General features: G+C 67.2%; 21 protein-coding genes, 2 tRNA genes and 1 pseudogene. 15 read left to right on the top strand and 9 right to left on the bottom strand.

Annotation, left to right across the window (positions count from 1 at the left end):
* The first annotated feature begins 27 nt into the window (after nt 1-27).
* Together GQS65_RS12650 and GQS65_RS12645 are read left to right on the top strand one after the other, a co-directional pair.
* Nucleotides 28-387, top strand: a complete 360-nt coding sequence (locus GQS65_RS12650; RefSeq protein ID WP_158205009.1) for a hypothetical protein — start codon at nt 28-30, stop codon at nt 385-387.
* 74 nt (nt 388-461) lie between these two features.
* The gene (locus GQS65_RS12645) at nt 462-932 is read left to right on the top strand and encodes a hypothetical protein (RefSeq protein WP_158205008.1); all 471 of its coding nucleotides are present in this window, start codon (nt 462-464) and stop codon (nt 930-932) included.
* Between the two features lie 21 nt (nt 933-953).
* On the opposite strand, the gene GQS65_RS12640 is transcribed toward GQS65_RS12645, so the two are convergent.
* Both GQS65_RS12640 and GQS65_RS12635 read right to left on the bottom strand, forming a co-directional pair.
* A complete protein-coding gene (locus tag GQS65_RS12640; protein WP_158205007.1) occupies nt 954-1,637 on the bottom strand; it encodes an archaeal proteasome endopeptidase complex subunit alpha in 684 nt (227 codons plus the stop codon).
* Nucleotides 1,634-2,242 (bottom strand): proteasome subunit beta, encoded by a 609-nt coding sequence (locus tag GQS65_RS12635; protein WP_199268456.1) that lies wholly within the window; start codon nt 2,240-2,242, stop codon nt 1,634-1,636. Before GQS65_RS12635 ends, GQS65_RS12640 begins: the two co-directional genes overlap by 4 nt.
* A gap of 135 nt (nt 2,243-2,377) precedes the next feature.
* On the opposite strand from GQS65_RS12635, the gene GQS65_RS12630 reads away from it, so the two are divergent.
* Nucleotides 2,378-3,235, top strand: a complete 858-nt coding sequence (locus GQS65_RS12630; protein ID WP_158205005.1) for a lipoate--protein ligase family protein — start codon at nt 2,378-2,380, stop codon at nt 3,233-3,235.
* Nucleotides 3,236-3,418: 183 nt separating this feature from the next.
* Here GQS65_RS12630 and GQS65_RS12625 read toward each other — a convergent pair whose 3' ends face one another.
* A complete protein-coding gene (locus GQS65_RS12625; RefSeq protein ID WP_158205004.1) occupies nt 3,419-3,862 on the bottom strand; it encodes a DUF488 family protein, N3 subclade in 444 nt (147 codons plus the stop codon).
* A 147-nt stretch (nt 3,863-4,009) separates the two neighbouring features.
* Here GQS65_RS12625 and GQS65_RS12620 point away from each other — a divergent pair, with 147 nt between their 5' ends.
* The 4 genes from GQS65_RS12620 (at nt 4,010) to GQS65_RS12605 (ending at nt 8,009) form a co-directional block, all read left to right on the top strand.
* A complete protein-coding gene (locus tag GQS65_RS12620) occupies nt 4,010-4,846 on the top strand; it encodes a deoxyribonuclease IV (RefSeq protein WP_158205003.1) in 837 nt (278 codons plus the stop codon).
* A gap of 230 nt (nt 4,847-5,076) precedes the next feature.
* Entirely contained in the window at nt 5,077-5,916 is an 840-nt protein-coding gene (locus GQS65_RS12615) for a class I SAM-dependent methyltransferase (protein ID WP_158205002.1), read from the top strand.
* Nucleotide 5,917: 1 nt separating this feature from the next.
* Complete coding sequence (locus tag GQS65_RS12610) at nt 5,918-6,790, top strand: ArsR/SmtB family transcription factor (RefSeq protein WP_158205001.1); 873 nt, start codon at nt 5,918-5,920, stop codon at nt 6,788-6,790.
* Between the two features lie 79 nt (nt 6,791-6,869).
* Complete coding sequence (locus GQS65_RS12605; RefSeq protein WP_158205000.1) at nt 6,870-8,009, top strand: aminopeptidase; 1,140 nt, start codon at nt 6,870-6,872, stop codon at nt 8,007-8,009.
* A 115-nt stretch (nt 8,010-8,124) separates the two neighbouring features.
* Here the strand turns inward: GQS65_RS12605 and GQS65_RS21405 are convergent, their stop codons facing one another.
* On the bottom strand, nt 8,125-8,349 hold the full coding sequence (locus GQS65_RS21405; protein ID WP_199268455.1) for a hypothetical protein: 225 nt from the start codon (nt 8,347-8,349) through the stop codon (nt 8,125-8,127).
* 95 nt (nt 8,350-8,444) lie between these two features.
* Between GQS65_RS21405 and GQS65_RS12595 the strand changes: the two genes are divergently transcribed.
* Nucleotides 8,445-9,137: an alpha/beta hydrolase gene (locus tag GQS65_RS12595; protein ID WP_158204999.1), complete on the top strand. Its 693-nt coding sequence runs from the start codon at nt 8,445-8,447 to the stop codon at nt 9,135-9,137.
* Nucleotides 9,138-9,170: 33 nt separating this feature from the next.
* Here the strand turns inward: GQS65_RS12595 and GQS65_RS12590 are convergent, their stop codons facing one another.
* Nucleotides 9,171-9,824, bottom strand: coding sequence for a DUF7095 family protein (locus GQS65_RS12590; protein WP_158204998.1), 654 nt, complete (start codon nt 9,822-9,824; stop codon nt 9,171-9,173).
* A 170-nt stretch (nt 9,825-9,994) separates the two neighbouring features.
* Here GQS65_RS12590 and GQS65_RS12585 point away from each other — a divergent pair, with 170 nt between their 5' ends.
* Entirely contained in the window at nt 9,995-10,360 is a 366-nt protein-coding gene (locus tag GQS65_RS12585; protein WP_158204997.1) for a hypothetical protein, read from the top strand.
* Nucleotides 10,361-10,380: 20 nt separating this feature from the next.
* On the opposite strand, the gene GQS65_RS12580 is transcribed toward GQS65_RS12585, so the two are convergent.
* The gene (locus tag GQS65_RS12580; RefSeq protein ID WP_158204996.1) at nt 10,381-11,457 is read right to left on the bottom strand and encodes a peptidoglycan recognition protein family protein; all 1,077 of its coding nucleotides are present in this window, start codon (nt 11,455-11,457) and stop codon (nt 10,381-10,383) included.
* Between the two features lie 184 nt (nt 11,458-11,641).
* Between GQS65_RS12580 and ncsA the strand changes: the two genes are divergently transcribed.
* Nucleotides 11,642-12,643, top strand: coding sequence for a tRNA 2-thiolation protein NcsA (ncsA, locus tag GQS65_RS12575; protein WP_158204995.1), 1,002 nt, complete (start codon nt 11,642-11,644; stop codon nt 12,641-12,643).
* 245 nt (nt 12,644-12,888) lie between these two features.
* Here ncsA and ftsZ read toward each other — a convergent pair whose 3' ends face one another.
* The 3 genes from ftsZ to GQS65_RS12560 all read right to left on the bottom strand — a co-directional run bounded on the left by ftsZ (nt 12,889) and on the right by GQS65_RS12560 (nt 15,049).
* Nucleotides 12,889-14,103 carry a cell division protein FtsZ gene (gene ftsZ / locus GQS65_RS12570; protein ID WP_158204994.1) on the bottom strand — a complete coding sequence of 405 codons (1,215 nt, stop codon included), beginning with the start codon at nt 14,101-14,103 and terminating at the stop codon, nt 12,889-12,891.
* Complete coding sequence (locus GQS65_RS12565) at nt 14,104-14,277, bottom strand: ribbon-helix-helix domain-containing protein (protein WP_158204993.1); 174 nt, start codon at nt 14,275-14,277, stop codon at nt 14,104-14,106.
* Nucleotides 14,278-14,509: 232 nt separating this feature from the next.
* Nucleotides 14,510-15,049 carry a double zinc ribbon domain-containing protein gene (locus GQS65_RS12560; RefSeq protein ID WP_158204992.1) on the bottom strand — a complete coding sequence of 180 codons (540 nt, stop codon included), beginning with the start codon at nt 15,047-15,049 and terminating at the stop codon, nt 14,510-14,512.
* A 117-nt stretch (nt 15,050-15,166) separates the two neighbouring features.
* Between GQS65_RS12560 and GQS65_RS12555 the strand changes: the two genes are divergently transcribed.
* The 5 genes and pseudogenes from GQS65_RS12555 to GQS65_RS12535 form a co-directional block, all read left to right on the top strand.
* A tRNA-Tyr gene (locus tag GQS65_RS12555) sits at nt 15,167-15,240 on the top strand.
* A gap of 772 nt (nt 15,241-16,012) precedes the next feature.
* Entirely contained in the window at nt 16,013-16,474 is a 462-nt protein-coding gene (locus GQS65_RS12550) for a universal stress protein (RefSeq protein WP_158204991.1), read from the top strand.
* Nucleotides 16,475-16,527: 53 nt separating this feature from the next.
* Nucleotides 16,528-16,601 (top strand) — tRNA-Phe (locus GQS65_RS12545).
* A gap of 294 nt (nt 16,602-16,895) precedes the next feature.
* Nucleotides 16,896-17,315, top strand: coding sequence for a DoxX family protein (locus GQS65_RS12540; protein WP_158204990.1), 420 nt, complete (start codon nt 16,896-16,898; stop codon nt 17,313-17,315).
* A gap of 112 nt (nt 17,316-17,427) precedes the next feature.
* Nucleotides 17,428-17,566: pseudogene (locus GQS65_RS12535) on the top strand (cold-shock protein); the annotation flags it as partial.

Raw genomic sequence — 17,566 nt, 5'->3', positions numbered from 1 at the left:
GATACGACAGCGCCGTGAGACGGTCGTATGACGAGTCGTCGCCGCGCCGTCTTCCACTTCCTCACCAGTGTCGTCTTCCTGCTACTGAGCGACCGACTTCGAACGTCCTCGTCGTTCGATACACGCCCGCAGTGGAACTCGCGGTGGGTCGTCGTCGGTGGTCTCTGGGCGGTACTGTCGGCACGACTGTACGACGTCGACTACCGTGATACCGCGTCGAACCGGCGTCGGCGAGCGGCCGTCGTCCTCGTCCAGAACGCGGTTCGTCACCGCCACCGGCGACGGGACGAGACCGCTTCCTACGAGTTCGGTATGGGCGGGAGCCTCGGGAGCGCGCTCTATCGCCTTCGCTACGGCGTGCTCGGGTCGCCGCCCGGAGAAGAGTAGTCGCCAGCGACGCGCGGCCGTGCAAACGTCACCGCGAGAACAGGAGCTTTCACGCGACGTGACAACTCTGGCGTATGGAGAAAACGGTGTTCAGACGGGAGGGACGAGGCGACGACGCCGTGGCCGTCTCGGCGGTCCGGACGCGGCACGCGGCGTTCGACTTCGTCCAGTTGGACGGTATCTGCCCGCCGGGCGACACGCCACGGGAGTGCGCCGAACGGGGACTCTGGTTCTTCGACACGTTCCTCCGCGAGTACTGTGACGGCAGTCTCGCGGACGTTACGATGATTCGCCACTACGTCCGTGCGGACCTGCTCCCGGACGTGGAGTTCGCGGTGGGAGAGGCCTGTCGGGAGTACTTCGAACCGCCCGAACTGCCGGCGACGGTCATGGTCGGTGTCGGGGACGTCGTCGGCGGTGACGCGCCGCTGAAGATGGAAGCGGAAGCACGCATCCCCCACGAGCGGTGCGAGACGGAAGTGGTGGAACTGCCGCCACCGCCGGGCTACACGACGAGCGCCGACCGAAGCGACCGACCGGAGTGAGGGCTGTGAACGGGTCGGGGGCTACTCCGCGACGTCGCGCGACTCGTAGCCGTCCGCGGTGATGACGGCGATGGTTGGTTCGGCACCCTCCTCGTCGTCCTCGTCGGTCAGCACGTCGCGGGCGAGGGCGACGGCGTCTTCGACACCCATCTGGGGGTCGTACTGCTCTTCGAGTTCCTCGCGGATCTGGTCGCTCCCGCCGCCGATAGCGGTGGCCTGCCACTCGATGGCCGTCCCCGAGGGGTCGGTCTCGAACAGGCGGGGGTCGCCCTCGGCGAACCCGGCGATGAGGAGCGCCGCGCCGTACGGCCGGGTGCCGCCGGACTGCGTGTACTCCTGGATGTGCTCGCTGATCTCGGTCGTCAACTGCTCGGTCGTGATGAACTCGCCGTAGCGCAGGCGCTCGACCTGTGCGGCACGGCGCGAGACGTCCACCAGTTGGCGGGCGTCGGCGACGTGGCCCGCGCTGGCGACGCCGTGGAACTCGTCGACCTTGTGGAGTTTCTCGACGCTGCGCTCTTCGAGCAGTGGCGAGCGCACGCGACGGGCGGCCGCGAGGACCACGCCGTCCGGGGTACGGATGCCGACGCTCGCGGAGCCCTGTTTCACCGCCTCGCGGGCGTACTCGACCTGGTAGAGTCGCCCGTCGGGCGAGAAGATGTTCGAGTTGCGGTCGTACGCCTGCCGGTCGTTGTTACCCATCATGCGAGGACCTCCGTCGTGTCGTCGTACGTATCCTGTTGCACGCCATCGGCGGTGATGCGCGTCACAGTGATACCGTTTCCGGACGCCGTGTCGCGCTCGCTGGCGGCGTCGATAGCCGCCGACGCGACGTCGACAGCCGCCTCGACGCCCATCTCGGGGTCGTAGAGGCGTTCGAGCGTCCCGATAGCGAGGGACATCCCGCTCCCGCTGGCCGTGTAGTCGTCTTCGAGCACGCCGCCCCCACCGTCGAGGAAGAACACGCGGGGGGTGCCGTCCGCCTCCACACCCCCGAGGAGGGGTGTCGCCGGCATCCCGCGAACCGTGTTCGCGGCGGTCTTGACGAGCGCGTCCACACTCATCTCGTGGCCGCGGCGCGTCTCGTAGAGGTCGGCCTCCGCCCGGAGTCGCTGGACGAACTCCTGGCCGCCGCCCACCGACCCGGAGATGGTGACGGCGGCCCGGTCGTGGACCGGTTCTACCTTGATGGCGTGCTTGCTGGCGACGAACTGTCCGCCGAGTGAGGCCCGACGGTCGGCCGCCAGGACGACGCCGTCGGTGGCCGTCAACGCCACCGTCGTCGTCCCGGTCTCGAGCACTGTGTCCATACCCATCCTGGGGACGCTCGCCGGATAAGTTCTCGCTAAAACGCTCTTTAGCTGGCGTTCTCGCGGTCGTCGAGCGACGAGTGAGCGGCCGCCGGGTCCCACAACCGCTTTGCCCGGAGCCACGGAACGACCGGTATGGAGAGTCAGCGCGAGTCGACCGACGGCGCGGCCGGCGACGAGGACACGCTGGCCGACCGCGAGTGGCGCCTGATTCGGGAGGAGTCCCTGTCCGGTCCGCTGTGTATGGCCTACGACGCCGTCGCGGCGGAGACGGCCGCCGCGGGCGGTCCCCGGACCGTCCGGGTCTACCGGTGGTCACCCTCGACGCTCTCGCTGGGGTACCGGAACGACCCCGCGGACGTCGACTGGGCGTTCTGCGAGCGCGAGGGCATCGACGTGGTCCGGCGACCGACCGGCGGCGGGGCCATCTACCACGACGAGGTCGGCGACGTGTCGTACTCGACCATCGCCCCCGCCAGCGAGCTGCCCGGCGACCTGATGGAGACGTACGACCTGCTGTGTGAACCGCTCCTCACCGCGTGTGCCGAACTCGGCGTCCCCGCCGGCTTCGCCGCAGAATCGTACCCGGAGCTGTACGAACCGGCGTGTTACCTCCGGGAACTCCACCCGGCCCACGACGTGGTGTACGAGGGACGCAAACTCTCGGGAAACGCCCAGTACCGGCGTCGGGACAGCATCATCCAGCACGGGTCGCTGACGTTCTCGGCGCGCCCGGAACGGACGCTGTCGTGTTTCGTCGACCCGCCGGTGAGTGCCGACACGTTCCGGGAGCGCGTGACCGGCCTCGACGAACACGCGGCCCTCACGCGCGAGGAGTGCGTGGAGACGCTGGAGGAAGCGCTCGGTGCGTGGGCCGACGCCGAGGTGGGGACGTGGACCGACGCGGAACACGAGCGGGCCGCCGAAATCGCCCGCGAGAAGTTCGGGAGCGAGGCGTGGACCTGCGAGCGGGTGGACCCGCTGGACGGGTAGCGTCCCCCGACCACTACGACGCCGCCGTTCTGTCGTCGTTCTCGGCGCTCTGCTCGGTGGGCAAGGGGGTCGAACCGGTACTCGCCCGAATCGACGCAGTCGACATCTGAGCGTTCGGGGGCCGGTGACCCGAGCGGGTCGACCGAGTCGGTTCCGTGGTCCTCGACGAGTCACCACCGAGGGTCAGCCGCGGTCAAGCCGGGCCGTGACGTGCTCACGGAGCAGCGTCCGGTGGCAGCGCTTCTGTGCCGTGTTCTCGAAACAGACCAGGAACAGCGGTTCGCCGGCGCGGAGTCGGTCGACGAGTTCGTCGACCGCGTCCCGCGCGTCCGGGTCGGTGTCGAGGTGGGTCCGATACCGTTCCTCGAACTCGACGTCCTCCCAGGCGGCGTTGTGTGCCCCCTCGTCACAGATCCCCCGTCGCTTGAGGTCCTCACGGCGCTGCTCGACGTCGTCCAGGAGCGTCCCAGGGGGACCGAGCGCCGGCCGGTTCTCGTCGACCGCCGCGCCGAACCAGTGTGTCGGCCGGCTGACGACGCCCACGAGCGTCGTGTCCGTCGGGACGTCCACCAGTCCGTGCTGGAGCGCCGCGACGTACGTCTCTCCGAGCGGTGCGGGCGCACACATACGCCGTCGGTTCGGTGCGCACGCTCCTCAATCCCTCGCCGTCGGTACGGGGCACCGCGCCGTCGGTCGGAGCGAGGACGCCACCGACCGCCGTCGTGTGGCCACGTTCCGAAGTCACTATCACCACAACCTCCTAGCGAGGAGCATATGCTCAGAGTCGGTGCACACACCTCCATCTCGGGGGGCGTGCAGAACGCGGTCGAAGCGCAGGTCGACATCGGCGGGAACTGCGGCCAGATATTCACCCACTCCCCGCAGGTCTGGAAACACACCCCCGCCGACGACGAGGACGTCGAGGCGTTCCAGTCGCTCTCCGAACGGCACGACATCGGCCCGTGGATGATACACGCGTCGTACCTCGTCAACCTCTGTACACCGAAAGACGACCTCCGCGAGAAGTCCGTCACCTCGATGCAACAGGAACTCGACGCCGCCGAGCGACTCGACGTCCCCTACGTCAACGTCCACCTCGGGGCGCACACCGGCGCGGGCGTCGACGGCGGCCTCGCCAACGCCGCCAGCGCATTAGACGAGTTGGTCGTCCCCGAGGGCGTCACCCTCCTCGTCGAGTCCGACGCGGGCAGCGGGACGAAACTCGGTGGGCAGTTCGAGCACCTCGCGCAGGTGCTCGACGACTGCAGCCACGACCTCGAAGTCTGTGTCGACACCGCCCACGCGTTCGCGGCGGGCTACGACCTCTCGACGGCGAAGGGCGTGAAGGACACGCTGACCGAGTTCGACGACGTGGTCGGTCTGGACCACCTCCAGTTCTTCCACCTCAACGACTCGAAACACGGCTGTGGGACGAACAAGGACGAACACGCTCACATCGGCGAGGGCGAGATCGGTTCGGAGGGGTTCGAGACACTCCTGAACGACCCACGGGTGCGCGACCGGCCGTTCGTGCTGGAGACGCCGACGGAGGACGGCAAGAGCTACGCGTGGAACGTCGATCGAGTTCGGGAGTTGCGAGACGACGAGTGACCGCAGGGAACGAGTCGTCTCGATAGACGAGCGGGGAGGAGTGCGTGGCCGACCGGTGGGAGGCCACGGAGAAGTGAACGGTGAACGCCAGTGAGCCGTGAACAGTGACCCCACGAGTTGCGGGATTCGGAGCGAGTGGGCGGTTCGGAGCGAGTGAGCGACTCGTCTGGGTACACGAGTGCTGACCGCGTATCCACACCGTTTTCTCGTCGCCACACCCACACCAGCCAATGCGCCGGTTCTCCGCCGACTACCTCGACGACACCCGTCGCGGGATGTGGTCGCCCGACGACCGCGAGGCGCTCGAACCCCTCGCCCTCGCCGAGCGGTCGTGTGTCCTCGACGTCGGCTGTGGCACCGGCGAACTGTCGGCCGTCCTCGCCGAGGAGTGCGACGACGCCCGTGTCGCCGGTCTGGACCGCGACCCCGCACTCCTCGCCGCGGTCCCCGACCCCGTCCACACCGTGCAGGCCGACGCCCTGTCGCTGCCCGTGCCCGACGCCACCGCGGACCTCGTCGTCTGTCAGGCGTTGCTCGTCAACCTCCCCGACCCGCTCGCGGCCGTCGAGGAGTTCCGACGGGCCTCCTCGAACCTCGTGGCGGCGGTCGAACCCGACAACGCTGCCGTGACCGTCGAGTCGACGGTCGACGCCGAGGAGCGACTGACCGCCCGCGCACGCGAGCACTTCGTCGCGGGCGTGCCGACGGACGTGACGCTCGGCGCGGCACCCGACCTGTTCCGGGACGCCGGCCTCGTCGACGTCGAGACCCGTCGGTACGACCACGTTCGGGTCGTCGACTCGCCGTACGACGAGAGCGCGCTGGAGGGAGCGAAGCGGAAGGCGACCGCGTCCCGACTCGGTGAGCAGCGAGAGACCTTGCTGGAGGGCGGACTGAGTGCCGAGGAGTTCGACGCGCTCCGACACGAGTGGCGCGAGATGGGGCGTGCGGTGGTCGCGGCGATGGCCGACGGGGAGTACCACCGGGTCGAGACGGTGCCGTTCTTCCTCACCCTGGGGCGGGTGCCGGGTGACGAAACCGACTTGCCCGACCGCTCCCGAACGGCGTGATATGCAGCAGGACGCACCGGGAGACGCGGCCGTCTTCGACGTTCTCGGCGAGGAGACGCGTCTCGCTATCCTCTCGGCGCTGGTCGAGCGCCGCCGGGAGTCGCCGAGCGACCCGGCGCTGTCGTTCTCGGCGCTGCGCGAGCGTTCGGGCGTCCGGGACTCGGGGCGGTTCAACTACCACCTCGGGAGACTCGTCGACCGGTTCGTCGAGAAGAGCGAGTCGGGCTACCAGTTGAACTACGCCGGACGAGAGGTGGCGGGAGCGTTGCTCTCGGGAGCCTACAGCGTCAGTGAGTCGAAGGGGCCGACCGAACTCGACGACGACTGCCCGTTCTGTGACGCGTCGGTGCTCGCCGGCTACGAGGACGGCGTCGTCCACGTCCGGTGTGGGAACGACCACACGCTCTATCGGATGGGGTTCCCGCCTGGGGCAGCCGCCGACCGGTCGATAGCACGTGTGTTGGCGCTGTCGAGTCGGCTCACCTACCGCGACCTGGAACTCACCATCGAGGGCGTCTGCCCGGAGTGTTACGGGGCCGTCGACCGGTCGCTCTGTGAGACCGAGGTCGGGGGAGAGCAGCGACTGGGGTTCGAGACGCAGTGTGAACGCTGTGGGATGCGTTCGACCTCCTCGGCGGGGGCCTGTCTGTTCGCCTCGCCCGCGTTCGTCGCGTTCTGTGCGGACCACGGCCTGGACCCCCGCGAACACCACCCGTGGACGTTCGACGTGGTCGACGACGAGGCGCTGACCGTCGTCGAGGACGACCCGCTGTGCGTCCGGGCGAGCGTGACCCTCGACGGAGAGACGTTCGTCGCAACGCTCGACGAACACGGCCGGACCGTCTCGACCGAGCGGTCCACGGCCGCCGAGTAGTCGTCGCCGCGACCCCTCGCTCGTCGAACGGAGACGTCGTTCTGAAAACGCTTAACCGCGACAGTCCGGAGCGTTAGCTATGGACCCCAGAATCCGCGAGCAGGCGGCCGTCGTCGTCGACCACTCCACGGGCGTCGAGGCCGGTGACCACGTGGTCGTCAGCGGCCCGCCGGCGGCCGAGGACCTGCTAGTCGCCGTCGCCGAACTGTGTGGCGAGCGTGGTGCGATAGTCAACGTCCGGATGAACAGCGAACGCGCCAGTCGCGCCTACCGGCGTGCCATCGACGAGGCGGACATCGCTCTCGACGAGGTGACCCTGGCGACGTACGAGGCCGCCGACGTGATGATCGGTGTCCGCGGGAGCGCCAACGCCTACGAGTCCAGTGACGTCCCGCCGGAGACGAGTGCGACGTTCCGACAGGAGAACAAGCCGATTCAGGAGGCCGCGATGGAGAAGCGCTGGCTGGCGACGCAGTATCCGACGCCCGGCGGCGCACAGCAGGCCGAACTCTCCACCGCGGCCTACGAGGAGTTCGTCTGGAGCGCCATCAACAAGGACTGGGACGCCCAGCGCGAACACCAGGCGCAACTGGTCGACATCCTCGACGACGCCGACGAGGTCCACGTCGTCTCGGGGGACAGCGCCGAGGGAACCTCGGCTGGCACCCAGAACGCGTCGCGTTCTGAGCACTCGACGGACGTCCGGATGTCCATCGCCGGGAACGTCGTGAAGAACGACTACGGCGAGCACAACATGCCCGGCGGCGAGGTGTTCACCGCCCCCGTCCCCGACAGTGTCGAGGGCGAGGTACTGTTCGACAAACCCGTGATGGTACAGGGCCGGGAGGTGCTGGACGCCCGCCTCGTCTTCGAGGGCGGCGAGGTGGTCGAGCACTCGGCGAGCAAGAACGAAGCGGTCCTGACGTCGCTGCTGGAGACCGACGACGGTGCGCGTCGTCTCGGCGAGTTGGGCATCGGTATGAACCGCGACATCGACCGGTTCACGTACAACATGCTGTTCGACGAGAAGATGGGCGACACCGTCCACATGGCCATCGGGATGGCCTACGAGGACACCGTCGGCGAGGAGAACGAGCGCAACGACTCGGCGGTCCACACGGACATGATAGTCGATATGAGCGAGGACTCGTTCATCGAGGTGGACGGCGAGCGCATCCAGGAGGACGGGACGTTCGTGTTCGAGGAGAGCGAGGATTGAGCGGAGCGAAATCCCCGACACCGAACGGTGAGTGCAGCGAGCCGTGAGGAGTAGCGAGGCCGAGTGAAACGAGGCCTCGAACAGAGCGGGGAGCGTAGCGAGCGAAGTAGCGCGGTTAGGCCCCCGGGCCGGCCAGCGAGTCCTCTTCTTCCTCCTCGTCGCCACTCTCGCCCTCCTCTTCCTCGCCGCCGTCTTCTCCCTCGCCACCGTCCTCGCCTTCGCCGCCTTCGCCGTCCTCGCCCTCGCCGGGGGACGCACAGCCGGCGAGCGCGAGCGTCGTGAGCGACCCGCCGGTCAGCGCGAGCAGGCGTCGTCGTGTCGTCGAGTGCTGGTCTGACATCGTCGGGGACGACTCGGCCCGGTAGCAAGAGCGTTGGGCCGTCGTAGCGTTGCGTCCAGCCACAGCTACAAGCGACAGGCCGGCGACGGACCGATATGCACGTCCGACGGTTCGGGAGCGGTGAGCGTGACCTCGTGTTGATCCTCGGCTGGGGCAACCAGTTCCGCCACGAGACGGTCCAGTGGCTGGTCGAGCGGGTCGTCGACGCGGGCTATCGCGTCCACGGGTTCCAGATTCCGACGACGGTGACGGACTTCGAGCGCGACTGGCTCCAGCCGGTCGCCTCGACCATCGCCGACCTGGAGGAGTACCGCCTGCTCACGCACTCGACGGGCGGCCTCGTCGGGGAGTTCCTGGAGGGACCGGAGACGAAGGTCCACCTCAGTCCGTGGTGGGGCTTCCACGATGACCTCGACACGCCCGTCGTCGACTGGGCGATGAAACTCCCCGTGGCGACGCCCGTCCTGCCGGCGAGCACCGACCGGGCGGCGCTCGGCGAACTCGTCACCGACGAACGCCTCGCGGACAGTCCCAAGCGGGCCGCGCCGACGTTCCTCCGGGAGGCGAAACGTGGCCAGCACCGTCTCCCGCCGTTCGACGCCGACACCACGAGCGTCTTCTACACGCCCACCGACGCCGTCGTGAGCGCCGAGGCCATCGAGGCACGGACGCCGCCGGAGAACCTGGTCGCCTACGAGGGCGGCCACGAACTGTTCGCCTCGCCGTCGCGCGCGGAGCACATCGACACCGTGCTCGCGGCACTGGACGAGGGGCCGGACGCGCTCTGAGGGGCGGCCCGCGGCGTCGCGGGCCGCGACGCCTCAGACCACGTCGCCGCGGACCGTCGTCCCCTCCTGGCGCTCGCGGTAGCGTCTCACGGCGTCGGCGGCCTCCTCGGCTTCCGCGTCGTCCATCCCGAGCATCTCCAGTGCGCCGGCGAGCGTCGGGAAGACGAGGTCACCCGCACGGAGTTTCTCCACGGTCTCCTCGCTGCGCTGGCCGTCGACCCAGAGACACGCGCCACGCGGGTCGAGAATCTGCTCGTAGTTCTCGCGCATCCGTGCACCCTTCAGTCGCTGGGTGACGTTCGACTCGAACCCGCTGTTACAGACCTCGAGGTGGACGGGTTCGCCCTCGTCGAGGAGGTGGGCGGCGAGACACTTCTCGGGAGCGGCGTGGCCGCTGTGGTTCGCGCGAACGTACTCGGGGAACCGTTCTGCCCACTCCGCGGAGACGGTCTTGCCGACGCCCTCGACGCCCAGGGAGTCGCGGAACTCGGCCTCGCGGTCGCCGTCCTTGCCGAACAGGAGGTCCTTGGTGAGGTAGACGTCGAGTCGGTCGACCGGGTCGACGCCGAGGGCGACGTCGCCGTACACCCACACCTCGCGGACGGGGACGGGCATCGGGTCCTCGTCGATAGTGTCGAGCAGGCGCTCGACCCGGTCGACGGCCGCCGCGCGTGAGAGGTCGCTCATACGCGACGCAGGGGACGGCCGCCGAAAGCGGTTTCTCTCGGCGCTCGACCGACACGACGTTCCTCACGTCGGGAAGGTGTCGGGCGAGCGTCGGACACACGTCGTCGGAGCTGTCAGTCGAAGTGTAAGAAAGTCACGAGATTTAAGTGCGAGATTACTAAGGAGCCGGTATGAACCCGGTCGTGGCACAGGCGGTCGACCTCGGCCCCGGCGTCTTCGGGGCCGGGGTCGTCTTCGGGTTGGTCGCCCTTGACCTCGCGCTGGCGACGAGCGCGGCGGCCGTCGGCCCCCGCGTCGTGAGCGCGGTCACCGACTGGCGACCGCCACAGCGGTGGCAGGAGATGCGTGACCGCTACGCACCGCGACCGCTCGACGCCTTCCTGCTGGCGGCGTGGACCGCCGTCCTCGTCGAGTTGCTCCGCTCGCGACCCACGGTCGCCGCGGGTGTCGCGGCGTTCTCCCTGCTCATCACCGTCCTCGGATCGCTCGTCTTCTGGGCGTTCGAATCACGCAACAGAGCGGACTCGAGGATGTAGCACGGCGCGGTCCGACCCGGTCAGGTCAGGTCGACGAGCGCCTGCCACGTGTTCGGCCCGACGATGCCGTCGACGGCCAACCCCGCACCGGACTGGAAGGACTCGATAGCGCCCTCCGTCTCGCTGCCGTAGTAGCCGTCGACGGCGATGCTGTAGCCGTGGCCGTAGCGCAGCGAGTGCTGAGCGGCGTAGGTCGCCCACCACGGGTCGTCGTTCGGCCCGGCGACGGTGACGACCAGCGCGTCCCACGTGTTCGGGCCGACGACGCCGTCGACGGCGAGGCCGCTCGCCGACTGGAAGCTTTCGATGGCCCCCTCCACCTCGCTGCCGTAGATGCCGTCGTGGTACTGCAGATCGTAGCCTTGCTGTTCGAGCAGGTACTGGATGGTGTAGACGTCCTCTCCCTGGTCCCCGTTCGAGAAGTACTCCCAGGCGTACGACCCGCCGGAACCACCGTCGTCGCCACCCGAACCGCCGTCGCCGGCGCTCCCGTCGACGAACTCCATGTAACGGCCCCAGTCCCACGCCGGCTGTGGACAGGACTTGTAGCTCGTGTTCCCGCAGTCGCCGTACTTCGGGGCGTTGGTGTGCCCGACGATACCACCCGAGGCGTTCGCCGCGGCACACGGATCGGTGAAGTACTGTTTGGGGACGTCGTAGGCGCTGGCGACGTGGTCGACGATGTCGGCGCTGGCGGCGTACGCGGCGTCGGAGATGCCGTTCTGCCCGTCGTGCCACTCGTGTTCGATGCCGATGGCGTTCGAGTTGAAGCCCCCGGCGTGCCACGCGACGTCCTGTTCGTCGACCATCTGGGCGGTGTACCCGTCGCTGTTGCGCACGACGTAGTGGGCGCTCACGTCGGCCCGCGAGTCCTGGAACCAGTTGACCGCACTCCCCCACGTCCCGTCGGTGATGTGGACGACCACCCAGTCGATGTCGGCCGCGCCACGGTAGTCGTCCGAGTAGTTCGAGGGGTCGGCCGCGATGTACTCGTCGGCCGGTGGGGCCGCCGCACTCGCCGTCCCCGCGCTCAGAAGCGAGAGACCGCCGACCGCCGACGCGCCGACGCCCTTCAGGAACGTCCGTCGGTCGCTCATCGCTCTACCTCCGTCGTCGCGGTGTCGTCGTCTGTCATGGTACCGTCCGACGGCGTGTCGGACGAGTAGAATCCATCACTAGATAGAGTTAATATTTGTGGCTGTGGTTCGTTCAGCATCGAACGTCGGGGAGCGGGTGGCGGTCGAACGCGGACGTTATCCCGCTCGAACCCCCAGCGCCGGCATGGACTGTGAGAAGTGTGGCACACCGGCGGTGATGCACGCCGCCTACTCCGGCCTGCACCTCTGTGAGTCGCACTTCTGTCGCTCGGTCGAGAAACGGCTTCGACGGCGCGTCCGGGACGACGTCCTCCTGCCGGACGACGCCACGCCCGAGGACCCCGAGACGTGGGTCGTCGGCCTCTCCGGTGGGAAAGACAGCGTCGTCCTCACCCAGATTCTCCACGAGACGTTCGCCGAGGACCCCCGCGTCGAACTGGTCGCGCTGACCATCCACGAGGGGATTCAGGGCTACCGCGACGAGTCGCTCGACGCCTGTCTCGCGCTGACCGACGACCTCGACATCCGCCACGAGGTGGTGAGCTACGAGGAGGAGTTCGGCCTGAAGATGGACGACGTCGCCCGCGAGGACCCCGAGGGGATGGCCCCCTGCGCGTACTGCGGGGTGTTCCGTCGAGACGTGCTCTCGCGGTACGCCGAGGCGCTGGACGCCGACAAACTGCTGACGGGCCACAACTTAGACGACGAGGCCCAGACCGCGCTGATGAACGTACTCTCGGGAGACCTGCGCCAGATGGCGAAACACTTCGACGCCTCGCTCGGGAGTTTCGACCGCCGCGGCGACGAACACGCCGACGAGTTCGTCCCGCGCGCGAAACCGCTCCGGGACGTCCCCGAGAAGGAGGTGGCCCTGTACGCCCACCTCCGCGAACTACCGACACACATGGCCGAGTGTCCCCACTCCTCGGAGGCGTATCGCGGGGAGATTCAGGAACTCCTCCTCGGCTTAGAGGAGAACCATCCCGGCACGCGCCACTCCATCATGGCGGGCTACGAGGAGTTCGCCGCCATCGTCGCCGAACGGTTCCGCGGCGACGGCGACGGCCCGAACCTCGGCGAGTGCGACCGCTGTGGCGCGACGACGACCCGAGACCTCTGTCGCAAGTGCGAACTCGTCGAGGCGGTCCACGAGGCCGACGCGGGCGTGGAGACGAGCGGCGACTGACGGAGCCGCTGAGACGAGCGTTTACACGTCGCTACGTGAGTCTGTCGACTCGGCCGCCGGTACAGACCGACGAGTCACACCGAGACGAGAATCCACATCCAGAGGCCGTCCGAAGAGGTGTGGGACGTGGCGATGAACGAGGCGCTGAGAGTACGGTCCGAAGCACGAGTTGCGGCGTAAACGCAGGATAGACGGTGGAGCGCGGTCGCTCGACGAGTCGAGAACAGGTGGAAGAACTCGACGCGTTACCGGATGACGTCGAGGCCGTTGTTCTGTTCGACTTCGCTGCGACCGCCGTCGGTCTCACCGAAGTTGACGCCGTTGCCGCCACTGTTGCCCGAGTTCGACTCGAACTGGTGGCTCTGGGACGTCGACCCCGTCCCGCCGGCGCTGTCGATGGCCTCGCGGGAGGCGTTGGCCTGCTTCTGGGTCGTCGGCCCGAGGATCTGTGCGGACTGGACGCCCGTCATGATGGCCATGACGCGCACCTTGCCCTTGTACTCCTCCTGGATGCGAGCGCCCCAGATGACGTTCGCGTTGGCTTCGAGCCGTTCGGTGATGTTCTGGGCGATGCCCTCGGCCTCTTTCAGCGTGAGGTCGGGACCGCCGGTGATGTGGACGAGGCCACCCGTCGCGCCGCGGTAATCCACGTCCAGCAGCGGGTGGTTCATCGCGTCCTTGACCACTTCCTGGGTCTTGTTCTTGTCCTGTGTCTCGCCGACGAGCATGACGGCGACGCCGCCCTGGCCCATGATGGCCGTCATGTCGGCGTAGTCGAGGTTGATGAGGCTCGGCTGGGTGATGGTCTCCGAGATGCCCTTGACGGTCTCGGCGATGATCTGGTCCATGACCGAGAACGCCTTGCCGATGGGCAGGTTCGGGACGTAGTCGAGCAGCCGGTTGTTGTCGAGGACGATGATGGAGTCCGCGGCGTTGCGGAGTTTCTCCAGCCCTTCCTCGGCTTTCACCGTGCGGGCACGCTCGACGTTGAACGGCGTCGAGACCATCCCGACGACGATCGCGCCCTGCTCTTTGGCGATGTTGGCGACCACGGGGGCCGCACCGGTTCCGGTGCCACCACCCATGCCGGCGGTGACGAACACGAGGTCCGCCTCGCCGAGGACGTCCTTGACGGTGCCCTGGGCCATCTCCGTGGCGCGCTCGCCCATCGACGGGTCACCACCGGCACCCAGCCCCTGCGTGAGCGACTTGCCGACGAGTATCTTCGTGTCGGCCTCGATCATCTTCAGGTGCTGTTTGTCGGTGTTGATGGCGATGGTGTCAGCGCCGTCGACGCCGATGTTGTACAGGCGGTTGACGGTGTTGTTGCCCGCGCCACCACAGCCGACGATGACGATGCGGGGGTCGCCGAACTCGTCGGCCTCCGACCCGCTCGCGTCCGAGCGCTGCTGTTGTTCTTTCTCGGCGTTTTCGAGCGCCGAGTTGACGATGTCCTGCATTCAGGCCCTCGCCCACGGCCGCTTCTTGTCGCGGCGCTCGGAGTTGTCCTCGTTGATCATGTCGCGGACCGCGGCACGAATCGCCTCGCTGCGATTCGGGTACTCCCCGGTCTCGACCATGCGCTCAACTTCCTCGATCTGCTGCTTCGGTATCCGTAGTGTCACACGCTCCATTTTGTCGTATTCCCCTTGGTAAGACACCGAGCCGTGTGTCACGACGACCCAGGCGTCGGACACGGGTCGAAACCGCAGTACGAGACGGGAATCCTCCCCGTCGCGCCCCGTGTAAGACGACTGTCTTACGCAGGTGTTTCCATACCCCGATATGTAATAAAACTTTGGCCGAGCGTAAGACGCGCGGCGAAACAGCCACGTAAACAGGAGCCAACGCCACCGTCTACGGCGTTTACGAGCGTTCCAGGACGTCTGCCGCAGGTGTCCGACGGCCACAGCCGGGACAGAACGACCAGTCCGAGCGGAGTTCGTCGCCGCAGTCACAGAAGACACGGTGGTTCGCCTTCTCGCCACAGTTCGGACAGTAGACCGCATCGTCGTCGAGCGTCTCGCCACAGCCCGAGCAGTCCGACTCCCGCCGTTCGGTCGCCGAGAGAGCCGACGCTTCGGCCTCCTGGATAGCCTCGCTCGCCTGTCGCTCGTCGGCGAGGTTGACCGTGACGTTGACGTCTTGGGGGGCGCGCTCGCGGTCGGTGCGTCGCTGCTCGGCGAGCACGGCTTCGATTCGCTGGTCGACGAGCGTGTCCACGCGCTCGCGCACGAGAGCGTCGAGCGTCTGGCCCATCGGCGCGGGTGCCGCGGCGTCCGACGGAGACGACCCCTCGTCGAGGTACGCGCGAAGCGCCTCGCGCATCACCTCGCTCTTCGAGGCGTCGTACGCCTCGATACGAGCGACGAGGTCGTCGTCCGCACGGAACGTGATCTTGCTCATCGGATGCGTTCGATTACTCCTAATCTGATATATATCTTACTAGGTGTCATACGGGCGTCAGCCGAATCGGCACGAAAGACAAGCATTAAATTCCGGCACCTACTGCCACCAGACAGGCCGCTCTTAGCTCAGTCTGGCAGAGCAGTCGACTGTAGATCGACTTGCCCCCCGTTCAAATCGGGGAGAGCGGACTTCTCCTGCGAGCAACGTGAGGGAGCGACGCGACCGAACTGCGAGCAGTGAGAACGTCTACAGCGACACGATTTGGATAGGGAGCACGGAAGACAAGCGGAGCGCGTCTTCCGGAGGGAGCGACTGGATTCAAATCGGGGAGAGCGGACTTTTCCCGCGAACCACGCGCGAGGGAGCGGAGCGAGCGAGCCGGTGAGCGGTGAAAACGTCGTCTCGACCGTTTGAAGAGACGAGACGCGCGCAGCGTGAGCGAGCACGTCTCGGCGTATTCAAATCGGGGAGAGCGGACTTCTTCGTGACCGAACCGCGAGCGAAGCGAGCACGGTGAGATCAGAGAAGTGACCTCGACACGATTCGAGCAACGAGCGACCACCGGGAGCGAGTGGTGAGAGCCACCGACACGACCGGGTAGAGCGAACGGCGATACCCTCCGAACCGAACGTCGAGCGAGGTCGTCCCAATGGTTTCCAATCCGACCATTAAGCGAGTTCGGCAGCGAGCGCCACTCTCGCTTAATGACCGTTTGGAAGAACGAACGTCGAGAACCAGTCTGTCGCGCCTGTCGAACAGCTACCTCCCGGCGAAGCAGTCGTCGACGCGGACCGTTGCAGAGAGCGCCACGAAGCGATGAGACGCTTGTGCGTCTCACAGATGCGAATCCGGGAGAGCGGACTTCTCCCGCGAACCACGTCGCTCGTGGGTGGCGGCGACGGGCGAAGACGTAGTCGGTGACATACAACTAAGCCTCGCGCCCGCACACGTGGCAGACGAATGTACGACCGAATCCTCGTGCCGGTCGACGGGAGCGACATCGCGTCCGCGGCGGCCGACCACGCCTTCGAACTCGCTCGTACCGTCGACGCGGACCTCCACGTCCTGTTCGTCGTCGACGAGAGCGTCGAGTCGATGCTCCTCTCGACGCACAGCATGCGGACGATACTGGAGTCACTGCGCGAGCGTGGCGAAGCGGTGCTCGACAGCGTCGAGGACCGTGCCGAGACGGCGGGCGTCGCCGTGACGACCACCCTCGGCCACGGTGTACAGGTCCACCAGGAGATCGTCGAGTACTGTACGGACCACGACGTCGACCTCGTCGTGATGGGGACGAGTGGACGTGAGGGACTCGAACACCTGCTCGGGAGTACGACCGAGCGGGTGTTGATGTCCTCCTCGATTCCAGTGCTGGCCGTCTCACCGGAGAGTATCGTCGAAGACGGCGATTCCACGGGGTGACGACGGCCGTTTCGAAACGCTTTTTCAGGTCCTCGGCGTCGGTTCGGATGCACGCCGCCTTAGCTCAGACTGGGAGAGCACTCGACTGAAGATCGAGCTGTCCCCGGTTCAAATCCGGGAGGCGGCATTTTCCTGCGAACAGGTGAGAGAGCGAAGCGACCGAGTCTGTGAGCAGTGAAAATGCTCACGACCGGTTTGAACGAGACCAGACGGGCGCAGCGAAGCGAGCACGTCCGGGCGTAGTTCACAATCCGGGAGGCGGCATATTCTGAGACCGCAACCGGGAGCGTAGCGAACGGTCCGTCGAAGAAACGACGCCGACCGCGTTCGAACCCCGGAAGACGCGACGACCGTGGTTCAGAGCCGATGACGGCCCTGCCGTGAGAGCAACGCTCTTCGCGCCCGGTTACGATTCGAGGCTATGGGTAGCGAAACCGCCGTCAGGAGTCGACACGGGCGACCGTTCCTGCTCGCGCTCTTCTACGTGGTCGCTGGCGTGACGCACTTCGTGTCACCGAGGACGTACACCAGTATCGTACCGCCGCAGTTCCCTCGACCGCTGGCGCTCGTCTACCTCTCGGGGATCGCCGAAATCGCCCTCGGGGTCGGTGTGCTGTTCCGGCGGACGCGCCGGCGCTCCGCGTGGGGGCTGGTGGCGTTGCTGGTCGCCGTCTTCCCGGCGAACGTCTACATGGCGACACAGGACGTGGTCGGTGAGGAGGCACCGAAGTGGGTCGGACTGCTCGTTCGGCTGGCGACAGTGGTGCGACTCCCGCTTCAGGCCGTCCTCGTTCGCTGGGCGTGGTCGTACACGCGTCCGGACGCGGCGGCCAGCGGGTGAAGGGCCGGTGTGGCGGGAGGAGGGGCGAGACGGATCCGGACCGAGGGCCACACACCATGATACCACGACCCGCGGAAGTCTTATCAGTGGATAGCCGTTCCGTTCAGAGGTAATGGCGAAAGGCAGCGTTGACTTCTTCAACGACACTGGCGGTTACGGTTTCATCGAGACGGATCGACGCGGACGAGGACGTTTTCTTCCACATGGAAGACGTTCGGCGGCCCGGACCTCGAGGAGGGACAGGAAGTGGA

It is taken from the genome of Halomarina oriensis (assembly GCF_009791395.1).
Lineage (GTDB): Archaea > Halobacteriota > Halobacteria > Halobacteriales > Haloarculaceae > Halomarina > Halomarina oriensis.
The sequence above is the reverse complement of the archived record's forward strand: the minus strand, read 5'-3'. Positions and strand labels throughout refer to the sequence as shown.